General features: G+C 52.6%; 14 protein-coding genes and 1 pseudogene. 8 read left to right on the top strand and 7 right to left on the bottom strand.

Going from position 1 to position 14,713, the window contains the following annotated elements; genetic code table 11:
* Positions 1–135: 135 nt before the first annotated feature.
* Positions 136–1,152: a class 1 fructose-bisphosphatase gene (gene fbp, locus P4S53_RS22405; protein ID WP_337114445.1), complete on the bottom strand. Its 1,017-nt coding sequence runs from the start codon at positions 1,150–1,152 to the stop codon at positions 136–138.
* 193 nt (positions 1,153–1,345) lie between these two features.
* On the opposite strand from fbp, the gene mpl reads away from it, so the two are divergent.
* Both mpl and P4S53_RS22395 read left to right on the top strand, forming a co-directional pair.
* Entirely contained in the window at positions 1,346–2,716 is a 1,371-nt protein-coding gene (gene mpl, locus P4S53_RS22400; protein ID WP_337114444.1) for a UDP-N-acetylmuramate:L-alanyl-gamma-D-glutamyl-meso-diaminopimelate ligase, read from the top strand.
* A complete protein-coding gene (locus tag P4S53_RS22395) occupies positions 2,706–3,326 on the top strand; it encodes a flavin prenyltransferase UbiX (protein ID WP_337114443.1) in 621 nt (206 codons plus the stop codon). The genes mpl and P4S53_RS22395 overlap by 11 nt, the downstream gene beginning before the upstream one ends.
* A gap of 1 nt (position 3,327) precedes the next feature.
* Here the strand turns inward: P4S53_RS22395 and P4S53_RS22390 are convergent, their stop codons facing one another.
* From P4S53_RS22390 to argR, 4 genes are all read right to left on the bottom strand, one after another.
* Complete coding sequence (locus P4S53_RS22390) at positions 3,328–3,768, bottom strand: universal stress protein (protein ID WP_337114442.1); 441 nt, start codon at positions 3,766–3,768, stop codon at positions 3,328–3,330.
* A gap of 71 nt (positions 3,769–3,839) precedes the next feature.
* Positions 3,840–6,443: a TRAP transporter permease gene (locus P4S53_RS22385; RefSeq protein WP_337114441.1), complete on the bottom strand. Its 2,604-nt coding sequence runs from the start codon at positions 6,441–6,443 to the stop codon at positions 3,840–3,842.
* 159 nt (positions 6,444–6,602) lie between these two features.
* Entirely contained in the window at positions 6,603–7,571 is a 969-nt protein-coding gene (locus P4S53_RS22380; protein ID WP_337114440.1) for a TAXI family TRAP transporter solute-binding subunit, read from the bottom strand.
* Between the two features lie 280 nt (positions 7,572–7,851).
* On the bottom strand, positions 7,852–8,322 hold the full coding sequence (argR, locus tag P4S53_RS22375; protein ID WP_027251817.1) for a transcriptional regulator ArgR: 471 nt from the start codon (positions 8,320–8,322) through the stop codon (positions 7,852–7,854).
* A 370-nt stretch (positions 8,323–8,692) separates the two neighbouring features.
* On the opposite strand from argR, the gene mdh reads away from it, so the two are divergent.
* Positions 8,693–9,631, top strand: coding sequence for a malate dehydrogenase (mdh, locus tag P4S53_RS22370; protein ID WP_337114439.1), 939 nt, complete (start codon positions 8,693–8,695; stop codon positions 9,629–9,631).
* A 98-nt stretch (positions 9,632–9,729) separates the two neighbouring features.
* On the opposite strand, the gene P4S53_RS22365 is transcribed toward mdh, so the two are convergent.
* Entirely contained in the window at positions 9,730–9,921 is a 192-nt protein-coding gene (locus P4S53_RS22365; RefSeq protein ID WP_218383580.1) for a hypothetical protein, read from the bottom strand.
* 210 nt (positions 9,922–10,131) lie between these two features.
* Positions 10,132–11,103: an octaprenyl diphosphate synthase gene (ispB, locus tag P4S53_RS22360; RefSeq protein ID WP_337114438.1), complete on the bottom strand. Its 972-nt coding sequence runs from the start codon at positions 11,101–11,103 to the stop codon at positions 10,132–10,134.
* A 277-nt stretch (positions 11,104–11,380) separates the two neighbouring features.
* Here ispB and rplU point away from each other — a divergent pair, with 277 nt between their 5' ends.
* From rplU to P4S53_RS22335, 5 genes and pseudogenes are all read left to right on the top strand, one after another.
* Positions 11,381–11,692, top strand: a complete 312-nt coding sequence (rplU, locus tag P4S53_RS22355) for a 50S ribosomal protein L21 (RefSeq protein WP_027251813.1) — start codon at positions 11,381–11,383, stop codon at positions 11,690–11,692.
* A gap of 18 nt (positions 11,693–11,710) precedes the next feature.
* A complete protein-coding gene (gene rpmA, locus P4S53_RS22350; RefSeq protein WP_027251812.1) occupies positions 11,711–11,971 on the top strand; it encodes a 50S ribosomal protein L27 in 261 nt (86 codons plus the stop codon).
* Between the two features lie 190 nt (positions 11,972–12,161).
* On the top strand, positions 12,162–13,343 hold the full coding sequence (cgtA, locus tag P4S53_RS22345) for an Obg family GTPase CgtA (protein WP_337114437.1): 1,182 nt from the start codon (positions 12,162–12,164) through the stop codon (positions 13,341–13,343).
* Between the two features lie 115 nt (positions 13,344–13,458).
* Positions 13,459–14,236: pseudogene (locus P4S53_RS22340) on the top strand (threonine/serine exporter family protein).
* Positions 14,233–14,706 carry a threonine/serine exporter family protein gene (locus P4S53_RS22335; RefSeq protein WP_337114436.1) on the top strand — a complete coding sequence of 158 codons (474 nt, stop codon included), beginning with the start codon at positions 14,233–14,235 and terminating at the stop codon, positions 14,704–14,706. Before P4S53_RS22340 ends, P4S53_RS22335 begins: the two are co-directional and overlap by 4 nt.
* Positions 14,707–14,713 lie beyond the last annotated feature (7 nt).

Genomic DNA, 14,713 nt, shown 5'->3' with positions numbered 1-14,713 from the left:
AATAGTTTCAGATGATTTTGTCGCCGGGAATTATAACCAGTCGCTGTGAAAAAAACAGCTTCTAACACCAAGAGGGAGAGATGCGGGGGCAGACAGGAAAAATGCCCGGTGCTGAGACCGGGCATAGCAACGGGATTACTCGGCGTCCGGGAAGGCTTCCAGGAAGCTTTCCACTTTGCGAACCATCTTGGTTGAGCCGACAAAGAAAGGCACGCGCTGGTGCAGTTCAGTCGGTTTGATCTCCATGATGCGATTTTTACCGTCAGAGGCAATACCGCCCGCCTGTTCGATCAAAAATGCCATCGGGTTGCACTCGTATAACAGGCGCAGCTTACCGCTAGGGTGGGTCGCAGTGCTTGGATACAAATAAATGCCGCCTTTCAGCAAGTTGCGGTGGAAGTCGGCGACCAGAGAGCCAATATAGCGCGAAGTATAAGGACGGTTATCTTCCGGCACGTTTTCCTGGCAATATTTGATGTACTTTTTCACGCCTTGCGGGAAGCGGAAATAGTTACCTTCATTGATGGAGTAGATTTGGCCATCATCCGGGATCGTCATATTTTCATGCGACAGGCAAAATACCCCCAGTGACGGATCATAGGTGAAACCATGAACCCCATTGCCTGTGGTATACACCAGCATGGTGGATGAACCATAAATGATGTAACCCGCCGCCACTTGTTTGTCACCAGGCTGCAGGAAATCTTCGATTTCAGCCGGGCCGCCAACCGGGGTCACGCGGCGGTAAATCGAGAAGATGGTTCCGACGGAAACGTTTACGTCAATATTCGAAGAACCATCCAGTGGATCCATCAATACCACGTACTTTGCTTCGCGGTTCAGTTCTTTATTGAATACCACGAGTTCATCTTCTTCTTCGCTGGCCACACCGCAGACCTGACCGCGGGCTTCCAGTGCAGCTTTGAATTTCTCGTTGGCATACACATCAAGTTTCTTTTGGGCTTCACCTTGGACATTCTCGCTGCCAACATCACCAGTGATATCAACCAAGCCGGCTTTGTTGATTTCACGGTTGACGATTTTGGCCGCCAGTTTAATGGAACCCAATAGAGAAGACAGTTCACCGCTGGCATGGGGGAAGTCATGCTGATTCTCGACAATGAACTCGCCAAGGGTTCTAATATCGGACATATACAATCCTTGCATCGTGTTGTCATGGGGGGATAAATATTCGGTACAATGCCTCTTTTCGGGCAATTGAACTGTACCCTTGGCCATTGGCCAGTTATTGTTTGATGCAATTGTATCTAAAGATCTTTTTTATGGTAACGAAGTAACACTGAAGCGTGGTCGTGACCAATATTTATTTTGTGAGCTGACAGTTATGCATATCCATATTCTCGGAATCTGCGGCACTTTTATGGGCGGAGCCGCCATGCTGGCCAAACAGCTTGGCCATAGAGTGACCGGCAGCGATGCCAATGTATATCCGCCGATGAGCACAATGCTGGAGTCACAAGGCATTGAAATTATTCAGGGATATGATCCTTCACAGCTAGAGCCCGCACCGGATTTGGTGGTGATTGGCAATGCCATGAGCCGGGGCAACCCATGCGTTGAGTCTGTGCTGAATAAAAATCTGCGTTATACCTCAGGCCCGCAATGGTTACAGGAATTTTTGTTACATGACCGCTGGGTACTGGCCGTTGCGGGGACCCATGGCAAGACTACGACGGCCAGTATGCTGACCTGGATCTTGGAAGACTGTGGTTACCAGCCCGGTTTTCTGGTGGGCGGCGTGCTGGGAAACTTCGGTGTTTCCGCACGCTTAGGCGAGAGTTGTTTCTTTGTGGTTGAAGCGGACGAATACGACAGCGCTTTTTTCGATAAGCGTTCTAAGTTTGTTCATTATCGACCACGAACCTTGTTAATGAACAATCTGGAGTTCGATCACGCCGATATTTTTTCGGATCTGGCCGCTATTCAGCGCCAGTTTCATCATTTAGTCCGCACTGTGCCGGGCGAAGGCAAGATTCTGGCTCCACACGGCGTGCCGGCTATTGATGAAACGCTGGCGATGGGTTGCTGGAGCGAGCTGGAATACAGCGGTGAACATGGTGACTGGCAAGCGAACAAGCACCAGCCGGACGGCAGTGAATTTGATGTGATTTTTGCCGGTAACACCGTGGGCACTGTGCGCTGGGATCTGATCGGGGATCACAATGTCAGCAATGCCCTGATGGCGATCGCCGCCGCGCGGCATGTCGGCGTGCTCCCTGAACTGGCCTGCGAGGCGCTGGCGCGCTTTGTCAATACCAAGCGCAGGCTGGAGCTGAAAGGTGAGCAGAATGGCATTAAAGTGTATGACGATTTCGCCCATCACCCGACAGCCGTTGAACTGACACTGGGCGGCTTGCGGGCCAAGGTGGGGGATTCGCGCATTCTGGCGGTGCTGGAGCCGCGCTCGAACACCATGAAGCTGGGCGTGCACAAAGCCGATTTGGCTCCGGCTCTGGCAGCGGCGGATGAAGTTTTCCTGTTTCAGCCGGACACGATTCCCTGGTCGGTACAGGACATCGCTGATCTTTGTTCGCAGCCAGCAGTGTGCGACGCCGACCTTGATGCACTGGTCAGGCATATAGTCGCTGCCGCCCGGCCTGGCGATACGATTCTGGTGATGAGCAATGGCGGTTTCGGCGGGATTCATGACAAGCTGCTTGCCGCCCTGGCACAGGGAGACAAAGATGCAGGATAAGCGTATTACACTGGCCTGGACAGGGGCATCCGGTGCCCCTTACGGGTTGCGTTTGCTGGAATGTCTTCTGGCGGCCGATTATCAGGTTTACTTATTGATTTCATCCGCAGCCCGTGTGGTGCTGGCGACCGAGCATGGTCTGAAGCTGCCGGCGGGTCCTGAAGCGGCACAGGCCGCACTGGCGGAGCACCTGAATTATCGGGGCGATAAGCTGACGGTCTGCGGTAAGGAGGATTGGTTTTCTCCGGTGGCGTCCGGCTCGGCAGCGCCGAAAAAAATGGTGATCTGCCCGTGTTCCGCGGGCACACTGGCCTCAGTGGCTCACGGCCTGTCGGATAATCTGCTGGAACGCGCGGCCGATGTAGTGCTGAAAGAGCGCGGTCAATTGCTGATGGTGGTCAGGGAAACCCCGTTTTCTTCCCTGCATCTGGAGAATATGCTCAAGCTCTCCAACCTGGGGGCGACCATCATGCCGGCCGCACCCGGTTTTTATCATCAGCCGAAGTCTATCGACGATCTGGTCGATTTCATGGTGGCGCGGATACTGGATCATCTTGGTGTCGAGCAAGGACTGGTTCCGCGCTGGGGCTATGATCATCGCCCGTCCTGAATCATAAACCCGGTGGTTTAATGATCAGGATATTGCCTGGTGCATTTTCCACCACTTTGGCTGCCACTGAACCCAGCACCAGTTTATCCATCGTAGAGTGCTGGTGGCTGGGCATAATGATCAGATCGGCCTTAACCTGGCGGGCATATTCAACGATGGTCGTCCAGGTTTTACCTTCCGACACGGTTTCAATATGTTTTACATCAGCAGGGATGTGTTGCTCGGCAAATTGCTTGAGGTTTTTTTGGGTTTCCTGCAGCATTTTTCGCGCGGCATCTTTCGGAAAGTAGCTGGACACTAAGGCCATATGAATTCCCGGCAGGACGTTGAGCAAGTGAATCACAGCATCTGATTGTCGGGCATGCCAGACAGCAAGTTCGATCGCTTTATCACAAAAGCCGTCCTCATTGAGATCGACCGGCACCAGAATATGGGAGTACATGGCATCCTCTCTGTCAGGCAGCCACAGATCCGTGCTGGCATCTGTGGCTGTATGTTTACTCTGACTAGAGTTTAGTCCTGTTCCTCATTTTTGTGCGCTTTACCTTTGACGGGCACATCCAATCTGGCTTTTCGCCGCTGATTCCAGCCCAGCAAAGCCAGCAGCGCCAGAGCAGGTACGAATACCCATTCTTTCATTGGTCGGGCTGCTGGCAGGCTGACAGTGACAATTTCCCAGCCAAAATCGATACCTGCCTGCTCGGCCGGGCTGCCGAATTCGACCAGCTCTACAATCATTTTCTCGCCTTCCTGCTTGAGCATCAGGCCAGTTGAGGCAATCTTTGCATTTGGGTCTACTGCGTTTTGATCAAACGGCAACAGCACATGCTTGGTCACTTCATCACCCAGCATGTCCATGCCGGTTGCCTGTACTTCCAGCGGTTCACCTACCGCCAGTTTATCGGCGGCATCGACAATCAGGGTGCCCGGCATGTCGTGTTTGGGCGGATAGATCATGTCCCACCAGAAGCCGGGCCGGAACAGCGAGAAAGTGATCAGCAGCAGCAGAATCGTTTCCCACCATTTAACTTTGGTGAACCACCATCCCTGGGTGGCCGATGAGAAGGTCAACATGGCAATAATAGCGGACGCCACGGTCAGGAACAGATGCCACCAGGTATCAATGTCCATCAGCAAGAGCTGGGTATTGAAAATGAACATGAAAGGCAGAATGGCAGTGCGGATATCATAGGTGAAACCTTGAATACCGGTACGGATAGGATCGCTTTTGGCAATCGCCGCGGCAGCAAACGCAGCCAAACCGACCGGCGGGGTATCATCGGCCAGAATACCGAAATAGAACACGAACAGATGCACGGCCAGTAGTGGAATGATCAGGCCATTTTCAGCACCCAGAGTGACGATCACGGGGGCCATCAAGGTCGAGACCACGATGTAGTTCGCTGTGGTGGGCAAACCCATTCCGAGGATCAGGCTGATCACGGCGGTAAATAACAGCATCAGCATGATGTTGCCGCCAGAGATGAACTCGACGAAGTCGGTCATCACCAGTCCAACGCCCGTCAGCGTCACCACGCCAACGATGATACCGGCCGCGGCAGTGGCAACACCGATACCTATCATATTGCGGCCACCGGTGACCAAGCTGTCCAGCAGATCAAGCCAGCCTTGTTTAGCCGCTTTAGCCAGTGTTTGCTCTTTGGTAAAGAGGGCCATGAGCGGACGCTGGGTCAGCAGAATGAAAATCATAAACACGGTTGCCCAGAAAGCGGATAAGCCCGGAGAGAAACGCTCAACGGTCAGACACCAGACCAGCACCACGATGGGTAGCAGGAAATACAAACCGGATTTCACTGTGGGACCGGGATCGGGCACTTCGGTCAGTTCCTGATCCGGATCTTCCAGCAGGTGATCCTGGTAGTTGGCGGCCAGGCGAATCAGGGCGATGTAAGCGATCAGGATCACTACCGCAATCATAGGTGTCGCAGCGGCGCCAAACACGTCTTTGGTCCAGCCGATGCCGTAATACACGATGGCACTGAGCACCATCAGGCCGACTATGGTACCAACAAAAGAGGTCAGCTTTTGCGCCAGGGTAGGCTGATAATGGCGGGGCAAGCCTGACATGCCGGCTTTACAAGCTTCCAAATGCACGATGTAAAGCAGGGCAATATAGGAGATTAATGCCGGTAGTATGGCCGCCCTGATGACCTCAACATAAGAGACCCCGACATATTCCACCATTAAAAAAGCAGCAGCGCCCATGATTGGTGGCGTGAGCTGACCGTTGGTTGAGGCTGCCACCTCAACAGCACCGGCCTTATAACCTGGGAAGCCAACGCGTTTCATCAGTGGGATCGTAAAGGTTCCCGTCGTCACTACATTGGCAATGGACGAGCCGGATACCAGACCGGACAAACCGGATGCTACGACGGCTGCTTTTGCCGGACCACCACGCATATGGCCAAGTAACGAAAAGGCAACTTTGATGAAATAGGCGCCCGCACCTGCCCGTTCAAGCATGGAGCCTAATAGCACAAACAGGAAAACAAAGGCAGTAGAGACCCCCAGCGCCACGCCGAAGACCCCTTCAGTGGTCAGCCATAAGTGCGACATGGCTTTATTAAGGCTGGCACCTTTGTGCGCAATGACATCCGGCATGTAAGGGCCGGCAAAGGTATACAGCAGGAAAACTGAGGCAACCACCATCAGCGGAGGGCCCAGTGCCCGTCGTGTGGCTTCCAGAAGTAACAGCATTCCCATCACCGCAGTGACGACATCCAGCGTGGTCGGCGCGCCAGAACGGCCAGACAGTGCTTCATAAAACAGGAAGATATAGGATGCGGAGAAACTGGCCAGCAACGCCAGTATCCAATCCTGCAGTGGAATGTGATCCCTGGGAGAGCCCTTCAGAGCCGGGAAAGCTGTAAATGCCAGAAAAATAGCAAAGGCTAAATGGATAGAACGCGCTTCGGTGTCGTTGAAAATGCCGATATCAAATATAAAAGGGAGCGGTGAGGCGTACCAAAGCTGAAACAGTGACCAGCAAAGGGCAACAACCCACAAAATTTGTCCCTGCAATCCTTGTGGGCTGCGTGCGCCGGTATCCGCCTGTGCCACCATGTCCTGGACATCGTCATGGTTGGTTTTTGTCATGCTACTTCCTTATTTCAGGAGCGATCCGTGATTAACTGTTTGAGGTTTCAGTTTTTATTGTAGTCTGGCGAGTTAATCTGACAGGGGCATTTTTGTGCTCTGACAGACAAAAAGTGCACCGTCAAGACGGTGCACTTTGCAAGATGAGTAGCCGTTGGCTTATTTGATCAAACCCACTTCTTTGTAGTATTTCACTGCGCCCGGATGTAATGGGATGGAAATACCGGCTTTGACCATGTCTTCTTTCTTCAGATTGGCAAAGCTTGGATGCAGGCGGGTGAAAACATGGAAGTTCTCAAATACAGCTTTGACCAGCGCGTACACTGCATCATCCGATACTTTGGTTGAAGACACTAAAGTCGCGGCAACACCGAAGCTGTTGACGTCGTTGTCGGTACCGCGGTACATCCCGCCCGGCACAGTGGTTTTAGTGTAGTAAGGATTATCAGCAACCAGCTTGTCGATAGCGGCGCCAGTCGCCGGGATCAGCTTGGCATCACAAGAGGTGGTTGCTTCTTTGATTGAACCGTTTGGATGACCGACAACATAGACAAAGGCATCGATCTTGTTATCACACAGTGCCTGAGATCGCTCAGAGCCTTTCAGTTCGGCGGCCAGTTTGAAGTCATCTTTGTCCCAACCCATGGCATTCATCACCACTTCCATGGTGGCGCGGTCGCCAGAGCCCGGGTTACCTATATTGACGCGTTTGCCTTTCAGATCGTCCAGATTGTTAATACCGGAATCTGAACGGGCAATAATGTTGAACGGTTCTGTGTGCAGTGAGAAAACCGCACGCATTTCTTTGTACGGACCTAACTCTTTAAACTCACTGGTACCGTTATAGCCATGATATTGCCAGTCAGACTGCACCACGCCGAAATCCAGTTCACCGGCACGCATAGTGTTCACGTTGTATACGGACCCGCCTGTCGATTCGACAGAGCAGCGAATGCCATTGGTTTTACGATCGTTGTTCACCAGCTTACAGATAGCACCGCCGGTAGGATAATACACACCGGTGACAGAACCTGTACCTATGGTGATGAACTCTTCCGCTTGCGCCAGTCCTGAGGCAAGAACGGTGGCAGATAATGCGCTGACTTTTAACAGTTTTGTAAACGCCATTGTGATCCCTTCCTGTTATGTTATTTCTTATCAGTGGTGCAGGTACACGGCCCGCAATGCTTTAAACAAATCAAAGAGATAATAGCAAACGATCGGCGTATTATTGAAATAATGTAAAAACCTTTTTGTGAAAAAGTAATGAGATTGCGACAGCGGACCATATTTCAGAGCATAACTATCCACTGCAAAGCGGGGGAACCAAGCGGGAAAAGACAGGATGGCGAAGGGGGAAAGCACGCCCTCTCAGGGTAAACGGAGAGGGCGTTGCCTGAAGATTGACTTACTTACTGTAATCAAACAGCGAGCAGACAGAGTCGAAGAGTTCTTCGGCGGTTGTGGTCAGGGTTGGCGTGATGAAAATCGTGTCATCCCCCGCGACAACACCCAAGATACCTTCGGCGCGGCCCAGTGAGTCAAGCAGACGGGCGATCACCTGCGCAGCGCCCGGGCCGGTGTGAATCACGACCATGGCATGGTTATAACCCACTTCCATGACCAGTTCTTTCAACGGACTGCTGATGGTCGGTACGCCCAGCTCTACGGGCAGGCAATACACCATTTCCATTTTAGCGTTGCGGGTACGTACCGCGCCGAATTTGGTCAGCATCCGTGACACTTTCGACTGGTTAATGTTATCGAAGCCCTGCGCTTTCAAGGCATCGACTATCTCACCTTGAGAGCTGAATTTTTCTTCCTTGAGTATGGATTTGAATGCTTTTATCAAGCGTTCTTGTTTATCAGAACTACGCATAAGTAAATTTCATGTACAGGGAGAGGGTCCGTATTTTGTCACAACCTGTTGGCTGGTAGCAAACAATGTTCATTCGAACTTGGAACTAGGTTACTGTTAATAGCTTAGTCGACTGCATAACTATTAAATAAATCCACTGTTGAGACAGTTCTTAGCTTTTTCGGCGCAAGGAAAAGTCAACCGGCTCTCTGCGCAACTTCGCAAAGCTGAGGGGGTATGATTGTATTTCGTTTAGGCTTGCTATACCGTCTTGGTGCCCGAGAAACTGAGAGACATTAGTAAGGGTTTGAAACATTGGGTATATGGCCTGAATTCTATCTGAAGGGGTCTGTCTGATGAACCCTGACTTCTATCGTAAAGGAGAACGAAAATGAAAGTTGCTGTTATTGGTGCGGCTGGTGGTATCGGCCAGGCTTTGGCCCTGCTACTGAAGAATGAACTGCCTGCCGGCTCTGACCTGGCACTTTATGATATTGCCCCTGTTACCCCTGGTGTTGCTGCTGACCTGAGCCACATCCCAACTCCTGTTTCTATCAAAGGTTATGCTGGTGAAGATCCAACGCCTGCACTTGAAGGTGCGGATGTGGTACTGATCTCTGCTGGTGTTGCCCGTAAACCAGGGATGGACCGTGCGGACCTGTTCAACGTCAATGCCGGTATTGTGAAATCACTGGCTGAAAAAATTGCGGTTGTCTGCCCAAATGCCTGTATCGGTATTATCACTAACCCGGTGAATACGACTGTGGCTATCGCGGCAGACGTCCTGAAAAAAGCCGGCGTCTACGACAAGCGTAAGCTGTTCGGTGTGACGACGCTGGATATCATCCGTTCTGAAACCTTTGTTGGTGAGCTGAAAGGCCTGAATCCGCGTGACGTGAATGTGCCTGTCATCGGCGGTCACTCAGGTGTGACGATTCTGCCTCTGCTGTCTCAGGTTGAAGGTGTTGAATTCACTGAAGAAGAAGTGAAAGCACTGACGCCTCGCATTCAGAATGCGGGTACTGAAGTGGTTGAAGCCAAAGCGGGCGGCGGTTCTGCCACTCTGTCTATGGGTCAGGCGGCTTGCCGTTTCGGTCTGGCGCTGGTGCGTGCCCTGCAGGGTGAGCAAAATGTGGTTGAGTGCGCTTACGTGGAAGGTAACGGCCAGCACGCTCGCTTCTTCGCACAGCCAGTTCGTCTGGGCAAAGACGGCGTGGAAGAAGTGCTGGATTACGGCAGCCTGAGCGCGTTCGAGCAGAATGCACTGGACAGCATGCTGGATACCCTGAAAGGCGATATCGCTCTGGGTGAAGAGTTCGCGGCGAAATAAGCCCGTACCGACACCAGGCTGTCATAGCCTGACGACAATGAACAAAGCGGCCCTTCGGCCGCTTTGTTGTTTCTGGCACGGGTATTTAAGGGGATTGCTCAGTAATAGTCGCCGCAGCCGCTGTGCAGCTGAGGTTCGTCGGTCAGTTCACTGCACGGGATATGGATCCTTTTATGATCCTTCAGATTCTCGATCAATGCGGTGTCATGATCCGGATCGATCTCGATCACTTCCGCGATCCCCTGCGGATATTCAACCCACATTCCCTTTTTCAGTTGATTGGCTTGCATGCGTCACCTCCGTCTTGGGAAGAAACGGTCAGGGCACAGGTCTCCCTTTACCTTGTATAACTATAGCGTAAAGCGGATTTGAGCTGAGGGCTGAGCCACTTCGTGAGTGAAACCGTGTCGAACAGCTTGGCTACCGGGGCTGTGTAGCAAGAGAGCGTAACAAAAAACGGCCTGGACAAGTGTCAGGCCGTTTTCGCTGAAGGGGCAGGTTTATTTGGTGCGATTGACTGATAGTCGGGCGACGGCAATCAGCGCATCTTTGTATTCGCTTTCAGCCAGTACCGACAGGGCAGCAATGGCTTTATCTGCTTCTTCTTCAGCACGTTGCTGAGTGTAAGCCAGAGAGCCGTGCTCTTCCATACAGGCCAGAATCGGTTGCAGTTTATCCAGCCCGTTGCCTTGCTCTATCGCGGCACGAATCATGGCGGTTTGCTCTGGGTTACCGTGGTGCATGGCGTGCAGCAGCGGCAGGGTGGGTTTGCCTTCCGCCAGATCATCCCCCACGTTCTTGCCCATCTCCTCGCCATCGGCGTTGTAATCAAGTACATCGTCAATGAGCTGGAAGGCGGTCCCAAGATAACGGCCATAGTCCTGCAGGGCTGTCTCTACCTGTTCTGGTGCGTCAGAAAGAATGGCTGCCACCTGAGTCGCCGCTTCAAACAGTCGCGCCGTTTTGGAGTAGATCACCTGCATGTAGCTGGCTTCGGTGGTGTCAGGATCATTGCAGTTCATCAGCTGCTGGACTTCCCCTTCGGCGATCACATTGGTCGCTTCGCTCATGATGTCCAGGATCTTCAAGGATCTCAGGCTGGTCATCATCTGGAAGGAGCGGGTGTAGATATAATCACCCACCAGTACGCTGGCGGCATTGCCGAATGCAGCATTAGCGGTTGCTTTTCCGCGCCGCATATCAGATTCATCCACCACATCGTCATGGAGCAAAGTGGCGGTGTGAATAAATTCGATGAATGCCGCTGCGGTGATGTGTTTTTCACCCTGGTAACCCAGAGCCCGGGCGGCCAGAATTGCCAGAATGGGGCGCAAACGCTTGCCACCGCTGCTGACAATGTAAAATCCCAGTTGGTTGATCAGGGCGACGTCTGAAGTGAGTTGGGCCTGAATCTTTGCGTCAACCGCCGCCATGTCGTCAGCGGTGAGTGCTTGGATAGCTTTGAAATCCATGATACATCCAGCAAAATTGTTAGCCGTATCGGCGCAATCAAAATAAGAATTATGCACGCATACTACACTAAAATCTTCCCGGCTTCCTAACCTACATTGCAGCTATTTAGGCGACTTTTTCTGCTGAGCAGCTTTTCACCAATTTTCTTTAGCCAACGGCTTGCCATGTTCGGCGTTTTCCAGTAGTATTCGCGCCCTATTGATGACAAGATTAAGCGCATACCCATTGCCCAATTTTGCCGTGGCAAATGGCCTATGCGGATAAGCGGAGTAAGACATGTACGCTGTTTTCCAAAGTGGTGGTAAGCAACACCGAGTAAGCGAAGGCCAAACCTTACGCTTGGAAAAACTGGACGTTGAAACTGGTGCGAACGTTGAATTTGACAAAGTTCTGCTGGTTGCTAACGGTGAAGAAGTAACAGTTGGTGCACCATTCGTTGCGGGTGGTAAAGTGACTGCTGAAGTTGTTACGCACGGTCGCGGCGATAAAGTAAAAATCGTTAAGTTCCGTCGTCGTAAGCATTCTCGTAAGCAAATGGGCCACCGTCAGTGGTTCACTGAAGTCAAAATTACTGGCATCAGCGCTTAATAATAGGAGAGTTTAGAGATGGCACACAAAAAAGCTGGCGGTTCTACTCGTAACGGCCGTGACTCAGAAAGTAAACGCCTAGGTGTTAAGCGTTTCGGTGGCGAATCTGTACTGGCAGGTAACATCATCGTTCGTCAACGTGGTACTAAGTTCCACGCTGGTAACAACGTAGGTTTGGGTAAAGACCACACTCTGTTCGCTTTGACTGATGGCAAAGTGAAATTCGAAGTGAAAGGTCCTAAAAACCGTAAATTCGTTTCTATCGAATCTGCTGAATAAGTTCAGCTTCGTGAAGAACGTGAAAGCCCTGCCTATTGGCGGGGCTTTTTGTTATGGCACAGGACAATATCAGTTTGAGTGCCTGCGGGTGTAAAGCCCTGAGAATTATTCCGATTGGTATTACAATAAAGACAGTCAGGTGGTGACTACCCCTGGCTGGCGAAGTGAACGCCAGAGTGCGGAGAATAAGATGAAATTTGTAGATGAAGCGGTAATCCGGGTGGATGCAGGTGATGGCGGCAACGGTACTGTCAGCTTCCGCCGTGAAAAATATGTCCCCAAAGGTGGGCCTGATGGCGGTGACGGCGGTGACGGCGGTGATGTATACCTGCTGGCCGATGAAAACCTCAACACGCTGATCGATTACCGTTTCGAACGTTTTCATGCAGCTGAGCGCGGCGAAAACGGCCGCGGTGGTAACTGTACCGGGAAGCGAGGCGATGACCAGGTCCTGTCTGTCCCTGTGGGTACACGGGCCGTGGACGAAGAAACCGGAGAAGTGATCGCCGATCTGACCCAGCATGGTATGAAGATCATGGTCGCCAAAGGTGGTTTCCACGGTTTGGGGAACACCCGCTTTAAGTCCTCGGTCAACCGTGCACCACGCCAGAAGACGATGGGCACCAAAGGTGAGATCCGTCACCTGCGCCTGGAGCTGCTGCTGCTGGCGGACGTCGGCATGCTGGGTTTACCGAATGCCGGTAAATCGACCTTTATCCGCGCTGTATCGGCCGCTAAGCCAAAAGTGGCGGATTATCCGTTTACCACCTTAGTGCCTAGCCTGGGTGTGGTACGGGTCGATAGCGAGCGCAGTTTCGTGGTCGCTGATATTCCAGGTCTGATCGAAGGCGCTGCCGACGGTGCTGGTCTGGGGATTCGCTTCCTGAAACACCTGGAGCGTTGCCGTGTGCTGCTGCACATGATCGATCTGCTGCCGGCAGACGGTTCGGATCCGGTGGAAAACGCCTTCACTATCCTCAATGAGCTGGAGCAGTACAGCGAGAAGCTGGTGAACAAGCCGCGTTGGATCCTCTTTAACAAAGTGGATCTGCTGCCGGAAGAGGAAGCTCAGGCGAAGATCGAGGAAGTGCTGGAAGCCTTGGCATGGGATGAGAAGTACTTCTGTATTTCTGCGCTGAACCGTACCGGTATTAAACCATTGACCTATGAGCTGATGGATTTGATTGACTCCATTCCTCAGGCCCTGGTCGAAGAAGACGAAACCGAAGAAACCAAAGTCGATTTCAAGTGGGACGATTACCACGAGCAGCAACTGAAGAAAAGTGCTGCGAAAAGCGATGACGACGACGATGACGACTGGGATGATTGGAACGAAGACGATTACGACGTCGAAATCATTTACAAGCCGTAACTGGCCGTCTGAGGTGAAAAACCGCTCTTTGGAGCGGTTTTTTTGTGCCTTATCAAATTGATCTTTCTGTTCGCGGAGATAATGATCAACAGAAAAAAGTGCTCAGGGAGTCAGGATGCAGCCGGTTACAGTGAAAACAGAACGGGAGATTGCCCGAATCGTCGCTCAGGTTGGCCAGCGGCTGTTACAGCATGGCGCAGAATCTGCGGTGGTGGTGGATGTCAGTCAGCGTGTCGGGCTGGCGCTGGGGGGATGAGGTCAACATCGCGCTGACCGCCAATGCCATTGTGGTTACTGTGCATGTCAAAGGGCACTGCCTGACGACTACGCGTCGCTGTCGGGATCATGGGATCAATATGGCGGTTGTCACCCGGATCCACCATTTGTGCATCATGGCTGAAAAGGGGTTGCTGGATCCTGCAGCCATGACGAAACGTTTGTCTGCCATTCAGCCTCAGCGTTATCCGCCGCTGCTGGTGATCCTGATGATCGGCCTGTCCTGCGCTGCATTCTGCCTTCTGGCCGGCGGTGATTTCACGGTGGCCCTGATTACCCTGCTCGCCGCATCTGCCGCCATGGCGCTGCGCCTGGTGATGGCGCACCATCATTTCAATCCGCTGCTGACCTTTGCTGCCGCTGCGTTTGTCGCGACGACGGTGTCAGTCGCTGCCCCTTTGTTCGAGCTGGGCAATCAGCCCTTTCTGGCGATGGCGTCGTCCGTCTTATTGCTGGTGCCGGGTTTTCCGCTGATTAATGCTGTCGCCGATATGGTGTCAGGCTTCGTGAATCTGGGCATTTCCCGCTGGGTGATGGCCAGTTTGCTGACCTTGTCGACCAGCCTGGGCATAGTGGCGGCCATGAACCTGTTTAATGTCTGGGGGTGGCTGGCATGATGTTCTGGCAATGGGGATACGCACTGGCTGCAGATATGGCACTGGCGGCGATTCCGGCGGTCGGGTTTGCCATGGTGTTCAATGTGCCGGTCAGGGCGCTGAAGTACTGCGCCATGGCGGGGGCGCTCGGTCACGGTTGCCGTTTTGTACTCATGCAGCAGGGCATGCCGATTGAATGGGCGAGCTTCTTTGCCGCTTTGCTGGTCGGGATGACAGGCATCATCTGGTCGCGCCGGCTGCTGGCGCCACCGCATGTGTTCACCGTTGCGGCCGTGATCCCCATGGTGCCCGGCGTTTATGCGTTTAAGACCATGATTGCGCTGGTGGATCTCAATCAGCATGGCTTTTCCCCTGAGATCTGGCAGCGCATGGCCGAGAATGGGATCACCGCAGCCTTTACCGTGGCGGCGCTGGCCATAGGGCTGGCAATGCCCGGCTTAATGTTTTATCGTCGCCGACCAGTGATTTAAAAGGGAG

The sequence above is a fragment of the Photobacterium sp. Hal280 genome (genome assembly GCF_037162255.1).
Classification (GTDB): domain Bacteria; phylum Pseudomonadota; class Gammaproteobacteria; order Enterobacterales; family Vibrionaceae; genus Photobacterium.
This window is presented reverse-complemented; position numbering and strand designations above follow the sequence as displayed.